At 73.6% G+C, this 18,525-nt stretch carries 21 protein-coding genes; 12 read left to right on the forward strand and 9 right to left on the reverse strand.

The annotated features are described in order from the left end of the window. Nucleotides 1–53: 53 nt before the first annotated feature. Nucleotides 54–845 (reverse strand): phosphatase PAP2 family protein, encoded by a 792-nt coding sequence (locus tag ACTWPP_RS33465; protein WP_443108391.1) that lies wholly within the window; start codon nt 843–845, stop codon nt 54–56. A 110-nt stretch (nt 846–955) separates the two neighbouring features. Further along, a complete protein-coding gene (locus tag ACTWPP_RS33470) occupies nt 956–1,642 on the reverse strand; it encodes a DedA family protein (RefSeq protein ID WP_443108392.1) in 687 nt (228 codons plus the stop codon). A 174-nt stretch (nt 1,643–1,816) separates the two neighbouring features. Here ACTWPP_RS33470 and ACTWPP_RS33475 point away from each other — a divergent pair, with 174 nt between their 5' ends. Continuing rightward, the gene (locus ACTWPP_RS33475; protein ID WP_443108393.1) at nt 1,817–2,134 is read left to right on the forward strand and encodes a DUF1707 SHOCT-like domain-containing protein; all 318 of its coding nucleotides are present in this window, start codon (nt 1,817–1,819) and stop codon (nt 2,132–2,134) included. Further along, the gene (locus ACTWPP_RS33480) at nt 2,116–2,730 is read left to right on the forward strand and encodes an HAD family hydrolase (protein WP_443108394.1); all 615 of its coding nucleotides are present in this window, start codon (nt 2,116–2,118) and stop codon (nt 2,728–2,730) included. Before ACTWPP_RS33475 ends, ACTWPP_RS33480 begins: the two co-directional genes overlap by 19 nt. 146 nt (nt 2,731–2,876) lie before the next feature. Here ACTWPP_RS33480 and ACTWPP_RS33485 read toward each other — a convergent pair whose 3' ends face one another. Next, nucleotides 2,877–3,944: a tyrosine-type recombinase/integrase gene (locus tag ACTWPP_RS33485; protein ID WP_443108395.1), complete on the reverse strand. Its 1,068-nt coding sequence runs from the start codon at nt 3,942–3,944 to the stop codon at nt 2,877–2,879. Nucleotides 3,945–3,997: 53 nt separating this feature from the next. Between ACTWPP_RS33485 and ACTWPP_RS33490 the strand changes: the two genes are divergently transcribed. Both ACTWPP_RS33490 and ACTWPP_RS33495 read left to right on the forward strand, forming a co-directional pair. Continuing rightward, nucleotides 3,998–4,459, forward strand: coding sequence for a hypothetical protein (locus ACTWPP_RS33490; protein ID WP_443108396.1), 462 nt, complete (start codon nt 3,998–4,000; stop codon nt 4,457–4,459). A gap of 34 nt (nt 4,460–4,493) precedes the next feature. Then, nucleotides 4,494–5,204: a DUF72 domain-containing protein gene (locus ACTWPP_RS33495; RefSeq protein WP_443108397.1), complete on the forward strand. Its 711-nt coding sequence runs from the start codon at nt 4,494–4,496 to the stop codon at nt 5,202–5,204. Between the two features lie 15 nt (nt 5,205–5,219). Here the strand turns inward: ACTWPP_RS33495 and ACTWPP_RS33500 are convergent, their stop codons facing one another. Further along, nucleotides 5,220–5,552 (reverse strand): YnfA family protein, encoded by a 333-nt coding sequence (locus tag ACTWPP_RS33500; RefSeq protein ID WP_443108398.1) that lies wholly within the window; start codon nt 5,550–5,552, stop codon nt 5,220–5,222. 173 nt (nt 5,553–5,725) lie between these two features. Between ACTWPP_RS33500 and ACTWPP_RS33505 the strand changes: the two genes are divergently transcribed. The 7 genes from ACTWPP_RS33505 to cydC all read left to right on the forward strand — a co-directional run bounded on the left by ACTWPP_RS33505 (nt 5,726) and on the right by cydC (nt 13,994). Next, complete coding sequence (locus ACTWPP_RS33505) at nt 5,726–6,259, forward strand: GNAT family N-acetyltransferase (RefSeq protein WP_443108399.1); 534 nt, start codon at nt 5,726–5,728, stop codon at nt 6,257–6,259. A gap of 368 nt (nt 6,260–6,627) precedes the next feature. Then, nucleotides 6,628–7,203, forward strand: a complete 576-nt coding sequence (locus ACTWPP_RS33510) for a TIGR03086 family metal-binding protein (RefSeq protein ID WP_443108400.1) — start codon at nt 6,628–6,630, stop codon at nt 7,201–7,203. A 119-nt stretch (nt 7,204–7,322) separates the two neighbouring features. After that, nucleotides 7,323–8,465, forward strand: coding sequence for an MFS transporter (locus tag ACTWPP_RS33515; protein ID WP_443108447.1), 1,143 nt, complete (start codon nt 7,323–7,325; stop codon nt 8,463–8,465). Nucleotides 8,466–8,615: 150 nt separating this feature from the next. Next, the gene (locus ACTWPP_RS33520; protein ID WP_443108401.1) at nt 8,616–9,836 is read left to right on the forward strand and encodes a cytochrome ubiquinol oxidase subunit I; all 1,221 of its coding nucleotides are present in this window, start codon (nt 8,616–8,618) and stop codon (nt 9,834–9,836) included. Nucleotides 9,837–9,849: 13 nt separating this feature from the next. After that, a complete protein-coding gene (locus tag ACTWPP_RS33525) occupies nt 9,850–10,596 on the forward strand; it encodes a cytochrome d ubiquinol oxidase subunit II (RefSeq protein WP_443108402.1) in 747 nt (248 codons plus the stop codon). A 36-nt stretch (nt 10,597–10,632) separates the two neighbouring features. Further along, nucleotides 10,633–12,240 carry a thiol reductant ABC exporter subunit CydD gene (gene cydD, locus ACTWPP_RS33530; protein WP_443108403.1) on the forward strand — a complete coding sequence of 536 codons (1,608 nt, stop codon included), beginning with the start codon at nt 10,633–10,635 and terminating at the stop codon, nt 12,238–12,240. Continuing rightward, nucleotides 12,237–13,994, forward strand: a complete 1,758-nt coding sequence (cydC, locus tag ACTWPP_RS33535; RefSeq protein ID WP_443108404.1) for a thiol reductant ABC exporter subunit CydC — start codon at nt 12,237–12,239, stop codon at nt 13,992–13,994. The genes cydD and cydC overlap by 4 nt, the downstream gene beginning before the upstream one ends. A gap of 26 nt (nt 13,995–14,020) precedes the next feature. Here the strand turns inward: cydC and pdxR are convergent, their stop codons facing one another. Further along, on the reverse strand, nt 14,021–15,514 hold the full coding sequence (gene pdxR, locus ACTWPP_RS33540; protein ID WP_443108405.1) for a MocR-like pyridoxine biosynthesis transcription factor PdxR: 1,494 nt from the start codon (nt 15,512–15,514) through the stop codon (nt 14,021–14,023). A gap of 29 nt (nt 15,515–15,543) precedes the next feature. Between pdxR and ACTWPP_RS33545 the strand changes: the two genes are divergently transcribed. After that, entirely contained in the window at nt 15,544–16,428 is an 885-nt protein-coding gene (locus tag ACTWPP_RS33545) for a methyltransferase domain-containing protein (protein ID WP_443108406.1), read from the forward strand. A gap of 13 nt (nt 16,429–16,441) precedes the next feature. Here the strand turns inward: ACTWPP_RS33545 and ACTWPP_RS33550 are convergent, their stop codons facing one another. Genes ACTWPP_RS33550 through ACTWPP_RS33565 form a run of 4 tightly spaced genes read right to left on the reverse strand, consistent with a single transcriptional unit; the run spans nt 16,442 to nt 18,523 of the window. Continuing rightward, entirely contained in the window at nt 16,442–16,963 is a 522-nt protein-coding gene (locus ACTWPP_RS33550) for a gas vesicle protein K (protein ID WP_443108407.1), read from the reverse strand. After that, entirely contained in the window at nt 16,960–17,166 is a 207-nt protein-coding gene (locus ACTWPP_RS33555) for a gas vesicle protein (protein WP_443108408.1), read from the reverse strand. The genes ACTWPP_RS33550 and ACTWPP_RS33555 overlap by 4 nt, the downstream gene beginning before the upstream one ends. Beyond that, nucleotides 17,163–18,074 (reverse strand): GvpL/GvpF family gas vesicle protein, encoded by a 912-nt coding sequence (locus ACTWPP_RS33560; protein WP_443108409.1) that lies wholly within the window; start codon nt 18,072–18,074, stop codon nt 17,163–17,165. The genes ACTWPP_RS33555 and ACTWPP_RS33560 overlap by 4 nt, the downstream gene beginning before the upstream one ends. Further along, nucleotides 18,071–18,523 (reverse strand): gas vesicle protein, encoded by a 453-nt coding sequence (locus ACTWPP_RS33565; RefSeq protein ID WP_443108410.1) that lies wholly within the window; start codon nt 18,521–18,523, stop codon nt 18,071–18,073. Before ACTWPP_RS33565 ends, ACTWPP_RS33560 begins: the two co-directional genes overlap by 4 nt. Nucleotides 18,524–18,525 lie beyond the last annotated feature (2 nt).

The following is an 18,525-nucleotide window of genomic DNA, read 5'->3' on the forward strand; positions in this document are numbered from 1 at the left end:
CACCACCCGGGACGGCCCGCCCCGACAACGAACACGGCCGACTCCACCCCCGGCTAAGGCAGCCGACCACCCCTGCGGGTCACACCGCCCATCACGTCCGGCATCGTCACCGACGCCTCGTCCACCGGCCGCGCCGCACCCTCCGCACGCCCCGCCACCGGCTCCACCCCCACACGCGGACCCGGCACGACCGGCGCCGCAGACTGCGCGGCACCGACGTCCACACCCGGACCACCGGCCGCCACCGGCCCCGCCCCCAGCAACACCGCACCCAACGTCACACCCCGCAGCGAATCCACCACCGGACGCAACACCGCCACCAGCACCAGCGCCACCACCGGAGCCGCCACCACACCCAGCACGAAACCCGCCGCCACATCATGCGGATAATGCACGCCCACGAACACCCGCGAGAACGCCATCAGCGCCGCCAGCGGCAGCACCAGCGGCGCCATCGCCCGCCACGCCACCACGATCGCCGCAGCCGACGCCGCCGCGATCGTCGCGTGATTACTCGGGAACGACCAGTCACCCGGCGACGGGCACGCCGCGATGTGCACCGCCCCCCGCACCGCCCGGCACGGCCGCTCCTCCTCGATGAAGGTCTTGGAAACCTCACTCACCAGATACGCCGCCACCACCGCGAACGGCGCCGCCAGCGCCAGCCCCATCGCCCGCGCGTTCCCCGCCCGGGCCCGCCACCAGCCCGCCACGAACAACACCGCGAACAGCAGCAGCCCCGCGTCCGTCCCCACCTCCGCCGCCGTATGCACCCACGACGGAGTGCCCTCCGCGAACTCGGTGATGTCCCGGTACAGATCGGCGCTGAATTCCGGCGCTCCCATGCTCTCCCTCACGATCGAAGACGGCCCGGCCCGACACCCTTGAGACACCGCGCGTTCCGCCGAAGTTCACCCTATGGCCACACGCCCGTGAACTCCGCCGCTTCCGCCGATCACACGCCCCGCATCGGACCCACCCGCTCCGCCCGCCCGGCCCGCTCCGCGTCGCGCCCGTCCGGCGGTGACCCCTGCGCTCCCGCACGGCGCCGCCCCCGCACGAACCGGATCCCCTCGACCACCGCCGTCACCGACAACGCCAGCCCGATCCCCACCGCCACGCCCTTCAACGGATCATGCTCGAACGCCACCCCGCCGACATAACCCAGCACCGCCCCGTACAACCCCCACGACACCGCCGCCACCGCCGCGAACAACGAGAACGACCGAAGCCGGAACCCCACAGCCCCCATCGTCAGCGTCACCGCCGTCCGCCCACCCGGCACATACCGCGCCACCACCAAGATCAGCCCACCGCGCTCGGCCATCGTCCGCCGCGCCCACCCGAACGCCGCATACCGCCGCGTCCCCGGCCGCAGCCCCCGCATCAGCCGCCCACCCGACCCGCGCCCCAGCAGAAACGACACGTGATCCCCGACGAACGCCCCCAACGCCGCCACGACCACCACCAGCACCAGATCCGGCCGCCCCGACGCCGCATACACCCCCGCCGTGATCACCATGCTCTCGCTCGGCACCACCGGGAAGAACGCGTCCAACGCCGCCACCGCGAACAGCGCCAGATAAAACCACGGCGACGTCACCGCCGTGTCCACCACACCCATGACCGCATCCATGTCCATGAACCCGACGCTAGAAAAACACCACCCGCCCGCGAATCCGCCGGACGACCACCACCACCCCCGACCTTCGACAGGGTCCCCACCACGTCCTGCGAACGATGTACACCCGGTTCCTCACCACGAAGGACGCCCCGCACAACCCTGGACACACGCCACCGACAAGGGGAACCGACCATGGACCAGCAACCCGCCCACGACCGGATCCGCGCCTCCGACCACGACCGCGACACCACCGAATACGGCCGCCGACTCGAACAAGCCCTCACCGCCACCACCCACGGCGACCTGCACCGCCTCACCGCCGACCTGCCCGCCCCGACACGCGGACCCGGCACGGCCAGCGCCGCAGACCGCACGCCACCGAACGCGCCCCAGCGGCACCGCGGCCCGGAACGCTCCCGGAAAACGACTCGCGTCCACCGCCGCCCGTCCACCACACTGCACACCTTGTGGGACACCTGCACATCTTCGACATGGACGGCACCCTCCTGACCGGCACCACCGCCAACCTCGAAGTCGCCCGGCACCTCGGCACCCTCACCGAACTCCACGACCTCGAGGCCCGCTTCGCCGACGGCACCCTCGACACCCGCGGCTTCTCCCGCGAAATACACCGCCTCTGGCGCGACCTCACCCCCGCCATCGTCGCCACCGCCTACACCGCCGCCACCTGGCTCACCGGCATCGCCGACGTCTGCGCCGACATCCGCGCCCGCGGCGAACACTCCGCCGTCATCACCATGTCGCCCGACTTCTTCGCCCACCACCTCCTCGACCTCGGCTTCGACGACGTCATCGCCTCCCGCTTCCCCCCGATGCCCTTCACCGGCACCCTCGACCCCGCCGGCATCCTCACCCCCGCCGACAAGGTCAACATCACCGAGGAACTACGCACCCGCCACGGCCTCACCCCCGCACAATGCACCGCCTACGGCGACTCCATGTCCGACGCGCCCCTGTTCCGCCACCTCACCAACACCGTCGCCGTCAACGCCGACCACCACCTCGCCGACCTCGCCGCCATCGACTACCGCGGCACCGACCTCACCGAGGCCTACACCCTCGCCCGCACCCTCCAACCCACCTGACCACCAGGGGAGGGGAGACCACGCCGCATGAGAGGCGACGACCAGCGGCACTGATCAACGGTCGCGGTGACCGGCCCACCGGCGACCCGGGCCCCGGCGACGGCCGCGACGGCATGGACGGCGGCAACGCCCGGCCGGACGCGCCCTCACCCGCCCCGGCGGCCCTCCACCGACCCCAGCAGCGGATGCACCCGCATCGCCGCCTCCAACTCACCGGGCAACTCATCCCGGTAACGCCCCAGCGTCGACAGATCCGCATGCCCCAGCACCCGCCGCACCGCGTCCATGTCCGTCGCCGCCGCCAGCAGATGCGTCGCCGTCGTATGCCGCAGCCCATGCGGCGTCACACTCCGCCGCCGCCCCGGCTCCACCCGCGCGAGGACCCGATCGATCACCGCCTGCACATCACCGCGCGCCAGCCGCCGCCCCCGCCACGACAACAGCAACGCCTTCGGCTCGCGCCCCCGGTCCAGCAGCCCCCGCCCCTCCGCCAGATACGCGTCCAGCACCTCCACCACCAGACCGGGCAGCGGCACATCCCGCGTCCGCCCGCCCTTACCGAAGATCCGCCAATACCGCGTCCCCCCGTTGACGAAGAAGTCCTCCGCGTTCGCCGCCGTCAGCTCCGACACCCGGGGACCCACCGCCGCCAGCAGCAACACGATCAGCCCGTCCCGCAACTCCGTCCGCTGATCCACCCGCCGCCCCGGCACCACCGGCCCCGCATCCGCCAGCCCCCGCGCCGCCCCCAGCAACCCCTCCGCCTGCTCCACCGTCAACGCCCGCCGCTGCGCCCGCAACCCACCCCGCTGCCGGGGACGCACCGTCACCGCCTGCATCGGATTCAGCTGCACCCACCCCGCCACCAGCGCATACTTGAAGAACGCCGACACCGACCGCCGGAAACGCGCCTGCGAGGCCGCACTCTGCACCGCACCACCCCGCGGCTCCGCGCCCCCCGGCTCCACCGCGCCCCGCCGCCGCCCGTCAGGCTTACGCGCGAACCCCAGCAGCACCTCATCGACGTCCTCGCCCGTCAGATCGTCCAGAACCCGGTCCCCGCCCGCCAGCGCCGCGAACGTCACCACGTCCCGCACGTACACCTCCGCCGTCTTCGGCGTCAGCGCACCCGTCGAGGTCTTCGCACGCACCATCTCCCCGTAACGGTCGACGCTCTCGGCAACGGTCAGGCGCTGAACATCAGAGGGACGCACGCACCGGACGCTACCTCCCGCCACCGACAGAACCCGCCGTAAGATCGACCACGATGACGGACAGGGCGCTCTTCGAGCAGGTCGGCGAGATAATCCGAGGATCCACCCCACCCGGCCTCGGAACCCCGCACGTCCAGGTACGCCACAACGGCGTCAAAGCCTGGTTCGGCGACCCCGCACCCCAGCGCGAACACTACGAAGCGCAGATCATCCCCGCCGACATCGCCCCGGGCACCCGCACCCAGGCCATCGAGATCGGATTCCACGCCGAACACCGCGACGAACCCGACAACGAGGCCGCCCTCGCCCGCCTCCTCACCACCGAGACCGCCTGGCGCGCCGAACTCGGCGACGACCCCGTCACCGGCGTCTTCCTCGGCCGCGGCACCTGGCGCCGCATCTCCGAAACCTGGCCCGACCCCGACCTCGGCGAACCCGACGTCCCCTTCGACATCGGCGTCCGCCTCGTCGACTACATCCGCGCCCTCGAACCCCACCGACGCCACCGGGTATGACCACGGCACAGGCCGCCGAACAGGGGAGAGGCCGGTGCTCATCGGAACGTCGGGGTGGCAGTACGCCGACTGGCGCGGCGTCCTCTACCCGCCCGGCCTGCCGCAGCGACGCTGGCTGCCGCACTACGGCGACGTCTTCACCACCGTGGAGAACAACAACGCCTTCTACCGCCTGCCCACCCGCGAGACCTTCGAACTGTGGCGCGCCGCCACCCCGCCCGGGTTCGTCATGGCGGTCAAGGCCAGCCGCTACCTCACCCACATGAAACGCCTCAACGACCCCGCCGAACCCCTCGCGCGCCTCATGAACGCCGCCGCCGGCCTCGGCCCCAAGCTGGGCCCCGTCCTGCTGCAGCTCCCGCCGACCCTGCGCGCCGAACCCGGCCGCCTCACCGCCTGCCTGCGCGAGTTTCCCGACGGTGTCCGCGTCGCCGTCGAACCCCGCCACCCCTCATGGTGGACCGACGAGACCCGCCGCGTCCTGGAACACCACGGCGCCGCCCTGACCTGGACCGACCGGCTCGGCCACCCCCAGACACCCCTCTGGCGGACCACCGACTGGCTCTACCTGCGCCTCCACGAGGGCCCGGCGGAGCCTTGGCCCCACTACGACGACGCAACCCTCCGGACCTGGGCGGACGAACTCGCCGCCACGGACGACGCCTACGTCTACTTCAACAACGACCCCGGCGGCGCCGCCGTCCGCAACGCCCTCCGCTTCGCCGACCTCACCGCCCGGCCGTGAACCGGGGGAGAGGGGTCAGCCGCGCGGCGCGTACATGATCACGGCCACTCCGGCCAGGCAGATCAGCGCCCCGGCGATGTCCCAGCGGTCGGGACGGAAACCGTCCACGACCACGCCCCAGGCCAGGGAGCCCGCCACGAACACGCCGCCGTAGGCCGCAAGGATCCGCCCGAAGTCGGGGGAGGGCTGGAACGTGGCCGCGAACCCGTAGGCGCCCAATGCGAGGACCCCGGCGGCGATCCACAGTGGTCCGCGCTGCTCCCGCCATCCCTGCCACACCAGCCACGCTCCGCCGATCTCGGCCAGCGCGGCCAGCACGAACAATCCGACGGACCGAAGCACGCTCATGCGCCTCACCCTACGAACCGGGCCGGCGGGCCCGGACGCGAGGCACACGCGCGAACACGCCAATTCGTATAAACCACGCATACCGGACAGAAGCTGAATTCTGTCCGGTTAGACGATCCTTTCCGCCGCGGGCGCGCATTCGCTCACGACGCCCGGCGGTCAATACTCGGACCGTGCCCGATCTTCTCCGTCCGCCGCGCCTCGTGCGGCCGACCACGAGAGTCCGCGAGTCGTTCCTGGCCGGGGAGTGGGCGGACCATCTGGCCAGCGGCGACCCCGCCGCCTGGCTGGAGCCCGCCGGCAGGGACTTCGAGACGTTCGTCGCCGAGCGCCGCCGCGTCCAGCGCCGATGGGGCGTCCCGTGCACGACCTTCTGGTACGTGTCCGGCCGGCATTATCTCGGCACGCTGCTCGTGCGGCACCGCCTGACGCCCGAGCTCGCCGAGGTCGGCGGCCACGTCGGCTACCACGTCGTCCCGGCTTGGCGGCGGCAGGGTCACGCCTCGCGGATGCTGGCCGCCGGGCTCGTGGAATGCCGCCGTCTCTGCCTGGAACGCGTCCTGCTGACGTGCGCCGCCGGCAACGAGCCGTCGCGCCGCGTGATCCTTTCGAACGGCGGCGTCCACGACGGCCGGGCCCGCGGCGAAGACCGTTTCTGGATCGACCTCGGCGAAGCCGACACCGCGAACCGCGCACATGACACGTGAACGAGGCGTTTTCCCGGCCGATTCGCCCCGCTTCCAGCCGGCCCAATCGTTGGTCGATAATGTACATTATGTTAAGTAAGGATGGCCTCAGTGCCCCGCGCCCGCGCCGCCTGGTCCCGAGATCGTCCGCAAGCAGACCGACGCTTGCGGCGCCGGCCTTCGCCTGTCCGCCGCTCGTAACGCCGCTCGGCTTGCCGGCAAGAGCCCCGGCTCCACACCAGCGGATCACTGACGATGACTGGGCGCTCAGCGACGAGACGCGTTCGTCCCATGGCGACACGGCGCTGACTTCGGTTCGGCGCGGGAACCGGTGTCGCGTCCGGTGCGATCGTGTGATGATCGTGTGCGGACATCTGAGGTGGGGCGGTGTGGCTTCCGTGATTCCCGAGGGTTTCGTTCGTGCGCTGGACGGTTTCGAGTCGGTGCTCGCCGCGACGCCGCCGGACAGGTGGCTGTCGCCGTCGCCGTGTGAGGGCTGGTGCGCGATCGACGTCGCCGGGCACGTCACCGCGGGGCTGCTGGTGGTCGAGTTGCGCGCCGCCGGTCGGCCGCTCCCCCGGGACGATCCGGACTGGCGCGAGGTGGCGGGTGAGGATCCGTTGGCGTCCTGGCGCGAGGTGCGGGCCCGGATGACGGCCGAGCTGGTGCCCGATGCGCTGGCGCGCCGGATCCGGATGGCCGTCGGGCTGGAGATGACGGTGCGCGAGTGGCTGGAGCAGTATCCGCTGGAGTTGCTGGTCCACACGTGGGATCTGGCGCAGGCCACCGGGCAGTCGGTGGTGTTCGACGCGGATCTGGTGGGTCCGGCGCTGGAGACGGCGCGGCGGATGGCGCCGGCTGGCCGTGAGCGGGGAATGCTCGGTGCCGAGCGTCCCCTCCCGGACGGCGCCAGTGATCAGGCGCGGCTGCTGGCGTTGTTCGGCCGTGATCCTTTCGGCGGCTGACGTCCCGGCCGCTCCCCCGGCCCGTGGAATCGGGGGTGCGGTGGGCTGGGCGATGTGGTTATGGTGCGGGTATGGCCCGACGACATTGATCTTCGCCTGAGGCGGGGCTCGCGCGCAGGCTGTATGTCTACGCGTTCCTCGAGGATTTCGTTCTTCTGTACCCGGTGTACGCGGTGCTGTTCGCCGACACCGGGTTGTCTCCTGCTGCGATTTCTTCGCTGTTCGTGATCTGGTCGGTCACGACGTTCTTGCTGGAGTTGCCGTCCGGTTTGTGGGCGGATGTGTTCTCGCGCCGGTTGCTGCTGGTGGCCGCTCCTCTGCTGGCGGGTGCGGGTTTCGGGCTGTGGGTGGCGTTTCCTTCGTATCCGGCGTTCGCCGCGGGTTTCGTGTTGTGGGGTGTGGGGTCGGCGCTGCGTTCGGGGTCGAAACAGGCGCTGGTGTACGAGGAGCTGGAGCGTGCGGGCGCGGCGGGGGCGTATTCGCGGTTGATCGGGCGGTCGGAGGCGGTGTCGCTGCTGGCGGTGGTGGCGGCGTCGGCGGTGGCGGCTCCGGTGCTGGCGGGTGGGGGTTACCGGGCGGCGGGTGTCGCGAGTGTGGCGGTGTGCGTGCTGTGTGCGGTGGCGGGGTGGTTCCTGCCGGAGTCGCGGGGTGCCGGTCGCCGCGGGGGCGGGGACGGGGCGTCGCTGGCTTCGGTGGTCGGTGAGGGGTGGGCGCAGGTGCGCGGGGAGCCGGCGGTGCGGTGGGCGCTGGTTCTGGTGATGGTGGTGGAGGGTGTGACGGCGCTGGATGAGTATGTGCCGTTGCTGGTGCGGTCGACGGGGGTGGCGGCTGTGTCGGTGCCGTTGCTGGTGCTGGTGGTGACGGTGGGCGATGCGGTGGGCGGTTGGTTGTCGGGGCGTGGGGTCCGGTGGCTGTCGCCGGTGCTGGCGGCGGGTGCGGTGTGCTTGGCGGTCGGGTCGTTGAGCGGGCGGCCGGGCGGGGTGGTGCTGGTGGCGGTGGCGTTCGGGGTGTTCCGGTGGACGATGGCGGCGGCGGACGCGCGGTTGCAGGAGCGGATCGGTGATGGGGCGCGGGCGACGGTGACGTCGGTGGCGGGGTTCGGTGCGGAGGTGGTGGCGGTGCTGGTGTTCGCGGGGTGGGCGCTGGGTTCGCGGTGGGGTGGTGCTGGGGTGCTGATGGGGTTGGCGGCGGTGCCGTACGTGGTGGTGGCTGTCGTTCTGGGGTTGTCGGTGCGGCGTGGTCGTGTACATCGCGAGATGTAGGGGCGGGGTGGGGGCTGCGCGAAAGGTGCAGGGCGGTTGAACGCCTGGGCCTGATTCGCGGGTGGGGTGTGCGCGCGGAGGATCGTGGGGTCGTTTCGGACCGATTCTTGGGGCGTGCTCATGGGTGTGGACCCGTTGATGTTGGCGCGGGTGCAGTTCGCGTTGACGGCCGGTACCCATTTCCTGTTCGTGGCGTTGACGTTGGGGCTGGCGACGCTGGTGGCGTTGACGCAGGCGCGGGCGACGGTGTCGGGCAGTGCGGTGCATGCGCGGATGGTGCGGTTCTGGGGGCAGCTGTATGTCGTGAACTACGCGGTGGGGATCGTCACGGGGCTGGTGATGGAGTTCCAGTTCGGGTTGAACTGGGCGGGGATGTCGCGGGTGACGGGCGGTGTGTTCGGGGCGCCGCTGGCGCTGGAGACGATCGTGGCGTTCTTCGTGGAGTCGACGTTCCTGGGGTTGTGGATCTTCGGGTGGGATCGGCTGAACCGGTGGGTGCATCTGGCGCTGATCTGGGTGGTGACGCTGACGGCGTATCTGTCGGCGTACTTCGTGCTGGTGGCGAATGGGTGGCTGCAGCGTCCGGTGGGGTTCGAGATGGTGGACGGTACGGCGCGGCTGACGGATGCGGGGGCGTTGCTGACCAATCCGACGGCGGTGCTGGCGTTCTTCCATGTGCTGTTCGGCGGGTTGCTGACGGCGGGGTTCTTCATGGCGGGGGTGAGCGGTTATCACCTGTTGCGGCGGACGGCGGAGGTGGAGTTCTTCCGGCGGTCGATGCGGATCGGGTTGCTGACGGTGATCTTGTCGGTGATGCCGGTGGTGATGTTCGGCGGGGCGCAGTTCACGTATGTGCAGCCGACGAAGCTGGGTGGGGACGACGCGCCGGCGGTGGTGGCGGACTTCACGGCCCGGTTCGGGCCGGATGAGTACATGGCGCCGGGGCTGGCGAGGGTCGGCGAGGGTGTGATGACGGGCATGTGGTCGCTGATGGTCTTGGTGGCGCTCGTGGCCCTGGTGAAGTTCCCGTTCGGCGGGTGGCTGGTGCGGGGGCGGGTGTTCCACGTGGTGATGATCGTGGCGGTGCCGCTGCCGTATGTGGCGATGGTGTCGGGGTGGGTGTTCCGTGAGGTGGGGCGGCAGCCGTGGATGGTGTACGGGGTGCTGAAGACGCGGGACGCGCTGTCGCAGGGCGTGGGGTCGGGGACGATCACGGTGTCGTTCATGGCGTTCACGGTGCTGTTCGCGTTGCTGTTCGCGGTGAACGCGTGGCTGTTGGTGCGGTTCGCGCGGCGGGGGCCGGAGGGGTCGGGTCTTGGTGCCTCTCCCCCGGCGGAGCCGGCCGCGCCGGTGATGAGCCCGACTTTCTGAACGGAGTTTGGTGATGGAGTCTCTTGCTGTGGTGTTGCTGGCGGTGTTCTCCGCCGGGTATCTGGTGCTGGCCGGTGCGGACATCGGGGTGGGGATGCTGCTGCCGTGGCTGGGGCGGGATCAGCGGGAGCGGCGGCTGGTGATCGCGTCGTTCGCGCCGTTCTTCCTGGGCAACGAGGTGTGGCTGGTGGCGTCGGCGGGGCTGGTCGCGGGTGCGTTCCCGGGGCTGGAGCACGATCTGCTGGAGGAGCTGTATCCGCTGGTGGCGGTGCTGCTGATCGGGTGGGTCGTGCGGGATATGGGGTTGTGGCTGCGGGGCCGGGTGGACGCGGTGTCGTGGCGCGGCGGTTGTGATGCGGCGATCGTGGCGGGGAGCTGGGCGTTGGCGCTGGCGTGGGGTTCGGTGCTGGGTTCGGTGCTGGGGGGTGGCGGTTTGAACGCCGGGAGTGTGCTGGGTCTGCCGTTGGCGGTGGTGTTCGCGTGGCATGGTGCGGGGTTCGCGCGGTGGCGGCTGCCGGTGGGTCTTCTGGCGGCGCGTGCCGGGCGGGTGCCGTCGCGGTATGCGGTGTCGGCGGTGGTGATGGCGGCGGCGCCGGTGGTGGCGGGTGTGCGGCTGCCGTGGTCGGAGGCGGTGGCCGAGGGGGCGGGGCTGACGATGACGGCGGTGACGACGGTGGTGGTGCTGCCGTTGCTGCTGGGGTCGCAGGCGCTGGTGTGGTGGACGTTCCGTGGGCGGGTCGACTCGCCCTCGTACCTGTAGCCGGGCGCCCGGGGATCGGGGGCTGGGGTGAAGGGTGTGGAGCGGCGTCTGCTGGGGTGTCTCCCCCGGCGGGTGACGGTGGTGCTGGGGGTGCTGGCGGCGGGGCAGGGTGTCCTGCTGGTGGTGCAGGCCGAGCTGCTGGTGCGGGCGGTGGCGGGGCTGGACGCGGGTCCGCTGCCGTGGCTGGTGGGTGCGGTGGCGGGGCGGGCGGCGCTGGCGTGGGCGGTGTCGCTGGTGGCGGGTCGTGCGGCGGCGCGGGTGAAGCGGGATCTGCGGGGGGCGTTGCTGGGCGGGCCGGTGCCGGGTGATGCGGGGTCGCGGGTGACGTTGCTGACGCGGGGGCTGGACGGGGTCGATCCGTTCTTCACCGGTTATGTGCCGCAGCTGCTGGCGGCGTGTGTGATCCCGGTGGTGGTGCTGGGGCGGCTGGTTGCGGCGGATTGGGCGTCGGCGCTGGTGGTGGCGGTGACGGTGCCGCTGGTTCCGGTGTTCGGGGCGCTGGTGGGGATGCGGACGGCGGCGCTGACGGGGCGGCAGTGGGGGCTGCTGCACCGGCTGGGCGGGCATTTCCGGGATGTTCTGGCGGGGCTTTCGACGCTGCGGGCGTTCGGGCGGACGGGTCATCAGTCGGTGGTGGTGCGGGAGCTGGCGGACGGGCATCGGCGGGCGAGTGTGCGGGCTTTGCGGGTGGCGTTCTTGTCGTCGCTGGTGCTGGAGCTGGTGTGCGCGTTGTCGGTGGCTTTGGTGGCGGTGCCGGTGGGGTTGCGGCTGCTGGCCGGGGAGATGGCGTTGTCGGCGGGGTTGCTGGTGCTGGTGCTGACGCCGGAGGTGTATCTGCCGTTGCGGGCGCTGGGTCAGCGGTTCCATGCGTGTGCGGAGGGTGTGGCGGCGGCCGAGGAGGTGTTCGCGGTGCTGGACGCGCCGGCGGTGGGGCCGGGGGGCCGGGCGGTCGTTGCGGGGGGTGCGCCGGAGATCGTGTTGCGGGATGTGACGGTGCGGTATCCGGGGTCGCGGGAGGCGGCGCTGGCGGGTGTGTCGTTGCGGGTGGCGCCGGGTGAGCGGGTGGCGGTGGCGGGTCCGTCGGGGGCGGGCAAGTCGACGTTGCTGCGGGTGCTGGCGGGTCTGGTGGTTCCCGAGTCGGGGCGGGTGCTGGTCGACGGCGTGGATCTGGCGGAGCTGGACGTGGAGGCGTGGCGGGCGCGGCTGGGGTGGGTGCCGCAGCGTCCGCATCTGTTCGCGGCGTCGGTGGCCGACAATGTCCGGCTGGGTGATCCGGGTGCGGGTGATGAGCGGGTGGTGGAGGCGGCGCGGGCGGCGGCGGCCGCGGAGTTCGTGGAGGGGTTGCCGGAGGGTTTCGCGACGGTGCTGGGTGAGGGGGGTGCGGGGTTGTCGGCGGGGCAGCGGCAGCGTCTGGCGATCGCGCGGGCGTATCTGTCGGGTGGTCCGGTGATGTTGCTGGACGAGCCGACGGCGCGGCTGGATCTGCACAGTGAGCGGGTCCTGGTGGATGCGGCGGCGCGGCTGCTGGAGGGGCGGACGGCGGTGCTGGTGGCGCATCGTCCGGCGCTGCTGGGGGTGGCGGACCGGGTGGTGCGGCTGGACGGTGGCCGGGTCGCGGGCGGGGCGTGCGGGGAGGCGGCGTGAGAGGCGTGTGGGGTGCGGTGCGTCCGCATGTGGTGCGGCTGGCGGGTGCGGGGCTGGCGGGTGCGGCGGCGGAGCTGTGCGGGCTGGGGTTGATCGCGGCGGCGGCGTGGCTGGTGGCGCGGGCGGCGCAGCGGCCGGAGCTGGCGGCGTTGTCGCTGGCGATCGTGGCGGTGCGGGGGTTCGCGCTGGCGAAGGGGTCGCTGCGGTATGTGGAGCGGCTGGCGGGGCATGACGCGGTGTTGCGGGCGCTGGCGGAGCTGCGGGGGCGGGTGTTCGACGCATTGGCGGCGGCGGGTCCGGGGTCGGTGCCGCGGGGCCCGGACCGGGCGGACCGGACGGACGGGACCGGTGGGCGTGCGGGGCGCGGGGTGCGCGACGGTGATGCGCTGACGCGGATGGTGTCGGATGTCGACGCCGTCCAGGATCTTCTGCTGCGGTGTGTTCTGCCGGCGGTGGCGGCGGTGGCGTGCGGTGCGGCGGGTGTGGTGGTGTGCGCGGTGGTGCTGCCGTCGTCGGCGGTGGTGCTGGCCGGGGGTCTGCTGCTGGCGGGGGTGGTGCTGCCGGTGGCGGCGTCGGTGGCGGGCGGGCGGGCGGCGGCGCGGGCGGCGGCCGGGCGTGAGGTGCTGGCGGTGCGGGCGCTGGACGTGCTGGAGGGTGCGGCGGATCTGGCGATGTTCGGTGCGTCGGGCCGGTTCGCGGCGCGGGCAGGGGACGCGGCGGAGCGGCTGGAGCGTGCGGAGCGGTCCGGGGCGCGGGTGTCGGCGATGGTGGCGGCGGCGGGTTTCGTGGTGCAGGGCGTGACGGTCGCGGCGGTCATCTGGGTGGGGTTGCGCGGGGGTCTGGACGAGGTGGGTGTGGCGGTGTCGGCGTTGACGGCGCTGGTCGCGGTGGAGTCGGTGCTGCCGCTGGCGTCGGCGGCGCAGCGGCTGCGGGAGGTGGTGCCGGCGGTGCGGCGGGTCGACGCGCTGCTGGCCGCTCCCCCGGCGGCGGGGCCGCGGCGTCCGGTGGGGGTGCCGCGCGGGCCGCTGGATGTGGAGCTGCTCGGTGTCCGCGTCGCGTATGAGGGCGGGGGTGTCGCGTTGGACGGGGTGGATCTGCGGGTGGAGCGGGGCCGCCGGGTCGCGGTGGTGGGGGCGAGCGGGGCGGGCAAGAGCACGCTGCTGGCGGCGGTGTCGGGTGAGGTGCCGGTGGTGTCGGGCGCGGTGGTGCTGGGCGGGCATGTCCTGGGGCGTTACGCGCCCGGTGATGTGCGGGCGGCGGTGCGGGGGCTGGCGCAGGACGCGCACGTGTTCGCCGCGACGGTCCGGGCGAATCTGCTGCTGGCGCGGCCGGACGCGACCGAGGCGCAGCTGGGGGCCGCGGCGGCGCGGGCGCGGTTCGCCGAGGTGGTGGAGGCGTTGCCGGAGGGGTGGGACACCGTGGTCGGTGCGGGCGGGCGGGGCCTGTCGGGCGGGCAGCGGCAGCGGCTGCTGCTGGCGCGGGCGCTGCTGGCCGATCCGCCGGTGCTGGTGCTGGACGAGCCGGCCGAGGCGCTGGATCCGGCGATGGCGGACGCGCTGACGCGGGATCTGCTGGAGTCGCCGGGCGGGGGGACGCTGCTGCTGGTGACGCACCGGCTGGCGGCGCTGGGCGCGGCCGACGAGGTGGTGGTGCTGGACCGGGGGCGGGTGGTGCAGCGCGGCGGGCACGGTGAGCTGCTCGCGGTGCCGGGCGCGTACCGGGACCTGTGGGAGGCCGAGCTGCTGGCGGCGTGACCGTCCCGGGTGCGGTTGGGGCGGGTTCAGGTGAGGTGGTGCAGGGCCCGTCCGATGGCGGTGACGCCTTCGGTGATGTCGGAGGCGGGGACGGCGGCGTAGCCGAGGACGAGGCCGGGCCGGGTGGGCCGCTGGGCGTGCCAGGACAGCGGCTGGGTCTTGACGCCGTGGTGCAGGGCCGCCGCGGCGAGGTCGGTGTCGCGGAACGCGGCGTCGAAGGTGACGGTGAGGTGCAGGCCGGCGGCGGTGCCGTGGACGGCGGCGCCGGGCAGGTGCGCGTCGATCGCGGCGATCATGGTGTCGCGGCGGCGGCGGTGGCGGCGCCGCAGCTGCCGCAGGCCGCGTTCCATCTCCCCCGAGTCCATCAGTTCGGCGAGGACGAGCTGGGGCAGGGCGGCGTTGCCGAGGTCGGCGAGGCGTTTCTCGGCGACGATGGCGTCCAGGTGGGCGGGCGGCGGCAGCAGCCAGCCGGTCCGCAGTGCGGGGGCCAGCAGCTTGGACACGCTGCCGGTGTGGAAGGTGCGGTCGGTGAGCAGGGAGCGCAGCGCGGGGGCGGGGGGCCGGTCGTAGCGGTGTTCGGCGTCGTAGTCGTCCTCGATGACCAGGCCGCCGGCGGCGGCCCAGCGCATGAGTTCGCGGCGGCGGGGTCCGGTGAGGACGGCGCCGGTCGGGAACTGGTGGGCGGGGGTGAGCAGGACGGCGGGGGCGCCGGTGCCGTGGAGGCGGTCGACGCGGACGCCGGCGGCGTCGACGGGGACGGGCGGGGTGGCCAGTCCCCAGTGCCGCAGGTGCTGGCGGACGCCGAGGGAGCCGGGGTCCTCGACGGCGACGGCGCCGATGCCGTCGCGGGCCAGGACGCGGGCGATGAGGCCGAGGGCCTGTGCGGTGCCGGCGACGATGACGATCTCGGCGGGGTCGGCGCGGACGCCGCGGTTGCGGGCGAGCCAGGCGGCGGCCGCGGTGCGCAGCGGGAGGGCGCCGCGGGGGTCGCCGTAGCCGAGGGCGGGTGCGGGCAGGTCGCGCAGGACGGCGCGTTCGGCGCGCTGCCAGGCCGCGCGGGGGAATGCCGACAGGTCGGGGACGCCGGGTGACAGGTCGATGCGGGCGGGTGCGGCGCGCAGGACGTCGAACACGTCGGCGCCGGGGTCGGCGGGGAACGGGTCGCGGGGCGGGGCGTCGTCGTGCCGGGTGCCGGGCGGGGCGGCGGCGGGCGGGGCGGTGAGCGGGGCGGCGACGACGACGGTGCCGGCGCGGCCGCGTCCGGCGATGTGGCCGTCGTCGACCAGGCGCTGGTAGGCCTCGGTGACCACGCCGCGTGAGACGCGCAGCTCCGCGGCCAGGAGGCGGGTGGCGGGCAGGCGGGCGCCGACGGGCAGGCGGCCGTCGCCGATCGCCTCGCGCAGGCGGCGGGCGAGCCAGTCCGCCAGCCCGCCCGGCGGCGCGTCGGCCGGGTCGAGCTGGAGGAAGTCCGACCCCCGCGTTATGGACCGGTCGGGTTCGTCGGCATTGGACCTGTTCATCAGACCATTGTGGGGGCCACGGTGATCTCATGGAGACGACGACGGCGACCGGGCCCGGTGACCACACGCCCGGCGAGTACCCGCACGGTGACCTCATGCACGGTGACTACGTGCACGGATACTCCGGGCGTGAGGCGCGGCGCCTCGGCGACCAGGCCGACACGCTCGCCGGTCTGCTGCACGACGGCACGTCCTACCCGGCCGGGAGCCGGGTGCTGGAGGCCGGCTGCGGGGTCGGCGCGCAGACGGTGCATCTGGTGTCGCGCTCCCCCGGGGCGCGGCTGACCGCCGTCGACGTGTCGCGCGGCTCCCTGGACCAGGCCCGCGCCCGCGTCGCCGCGTCCGTCCCGGGCGCACGTGTCGAGTGGACGCACGCCGACCTGCACGATCTGCCGTTCGGCGACGGCGAGTTCGATCACCTGTTCGTGTGCTTCGTCCTGGAGCACCTGCCCGACCCGGGCGCCGCGCTGGTGGCGCTGCGGCGGGTGCTGCGGCCGGGCGGGACCCTCACCGTGATCGAGGGCGACCACGGGTCGGCGTTCCTGCATCCCGACAGCGCCCACGCCCGCGCCGTCATCGCCCACCTGGTCGCGCTGCAGGCCGCCGCGGGCGGCGACGCCCTCATCGGGCGGCGCCTGCGGCCGCTGCTGGCCGCCGCCGGATACGGCGGCGTCGCCGTCTCCCCCAGGACCGTGTACGCCGACGTGGCCCGTCCCGCGCTGGCGCGGGGGTTCACCCGCGACACCTTCACCGCGATGGTCGAGGCGGTCGGTGACGAGGCCGTCGCGGCCGGGCTGTCCACGCCGGGCGACTGGGACCGCGGCGTCGCCGACCTGCACCGCGCCGCCGGGCCGGACGGGACGTTCTGCTACACGTTCTTCAAGGCGGTCGCCGTCAACCCGCCGCCCGGGTGAGCCGCTCCGGCGGTCAGTCCTCGGGCAGGAGCGGGCCCAGGGGGCCGAGGTCGAGGTTGAGGTCGTGGTCGTCGAGGCCGAAGTGGTCCTTGAGGCGGGTCATCGCCTCGTCCAGCCGCATCAGCGCCAGACCGAGCGCCTCGATCTGGTCGTCGGACAGGTCGCCGCCCTCGGCGCGGCGCAGCGCCTGGCGTTCCATCAGCTGGCGGATCAGCTCGACCAGGGTGAGCACGAGCTTCACCAGGTCGCGTTCCACGGTCTCGGGGTCGGACCGCAGCCGCTGCATCGTCCGGGACGAGCGCTCCCGCGGCCCCATCTCGCGGTCCGGTTCGCGGCCGGGCGAGTGGCCGGGCCGGTGGGCGGGGGCTGCGCGGACGGGGGTGTGGGGGGACGAGCCGGCGGTGCGGCCCGCCAGGATGTCGTCGGTGAAGGGATCCCCGGCGGAGGGGTCGCGCACCGACACCTCCCCGGTCACCGGCTCACGGTCACGGCCGGAGCCGCCGCCGCCGGTGCCGTCGGGGTCTGGTCGGGTCACGGCAGGTCCTCCTCGGGCAGCAGTTCGTCGCGGACGCTGGTGACCAGCGCCCGCAGCGACACCTGCACCAGGTCGACGCCCGCGATCGAGATCACCAGGTCCCCGGCGATGACGACGCCGCCGGCCAGCAGCCGGTCGAGCAGGTCGACCAGCGCGATCCGCTCCATCGGCGCGTCGCCGGCGTGGTCCAGGACGGCCGTCACCGGGGCGTGTCCCCCGGCTCGGGCGCGGGCGTGGTGTCGGCGGTGTCGATGAACGAGTACGGCGGCCACGGCCCCGTCACCTCCACCTCGATGCCCGCCATCCGCTCGGCGGCCGCGCGCGTCACCGCAAGGAACCCCTCGACCTGCTCCTCGTCCAGCAGGTAGGCGACGTTGAGGATCTGGGTGCCGGGGCGGCCCGACAAGCCCGGGTCCTGCGGCGGGTGGTGCCGGGACGCCACGGCGTGGTCGGCGAGTTCGGCGTGCACGGCGCCGGCCTGCTCGCCCGCCCGGCGCGCCGCGTCGGCGCGGCGGCGGCGCTCGTCCTGCCGGCGCCGCAGGTACGCCGTTCCCACCCCCCCGGAGGAACCGGCGGAGGGGCCGGCGGGCTTGGGGCCGGTGAGGGGCTCGGCCCTGGGCACGAGCCCCCCACCGGGATCCGGGGGGGCCTGGCCGCCCGCGGGCGGGTCGCCGGCGTCGCCGCGCGGTGTCTCGGGGTCCGCGTAGGCTTTCACGCCCCACTCCGAGCGGCCGGTGATGCGGTCCAGCGCGGCGCCGAACCGGTCGCCCTGCGCCGCCAGGACCTCGGCGACGCGGGCGTCGTCGCGGTAGAGGGTGGCGATGCGCACCGGGGCGGTCGGCGCGGCGTGCGCGGCGCGGTCGACCACGTCGTGGTGGGCGCGGGCGGTGGCCTCCAGCCACGCCAGGTCCTCCAGGTTGGCGCGCAGCGCCGCTTCGCCGTACTCCTCCAGCCTGACGGTGCTGACCAGGGCGGTCAGCCCGCCGGCGACCACGCCGCGGACCCGTGCGCCCGCCACCCCGGCGGCGTCGCCGAGCACGGCGGGGTCCAGGTCGCGCGCCACCCCGTACAGGTAGACGGCGGTGTCGCCGGTGAACCGGGTGTCGGTCATGTTCTGGGCTCCTTCCCCCGCCCCGGACGGGCGGCCAGCGCGTCACCGGCCGCGTCGCCGGCGCGTTGATCTGCGCCGCCTGCGGTGCCGCCGCCGGCCTCCAGGGCGGCCAGCCGCTCGCGCAGCCGCCGGTTCTCCTCCAGCAGGGCGCGGTCGCCGCCGGTCCCGTCCTCCGCCCGCCCGTCGGCCTGCCGGGCCTTGGACGACAGCGACGGGTCGTGCTCCCACCAGTCGATGCCCATCTCCTTGGCCCGGTCCACCGACGCCACCAGCAGCCGCAGCTTGATCGTCAGAAGCTCGATGTCGAGCAGGTTGACCCGGATGTCCCCGACGATCACGATGCCCTTGTCGAGGATGCGTTCCAGCAGGTCGGCCAGGTTGGCCGAGGTCTTCTCACCGGCCGTCGACCGTGCGGGCGACCGGGTCCCGGTCCAGGAGATCTCACTCAATG

This window comes from Actinomadura sp. 3N407, from assembly GCF_052245875.1.
Classification (GTDB): Bacteria; Actinomycetota; Actinomycetes; order Streptosporangiales; family Streptosporangiaceae; genus Spirillospora.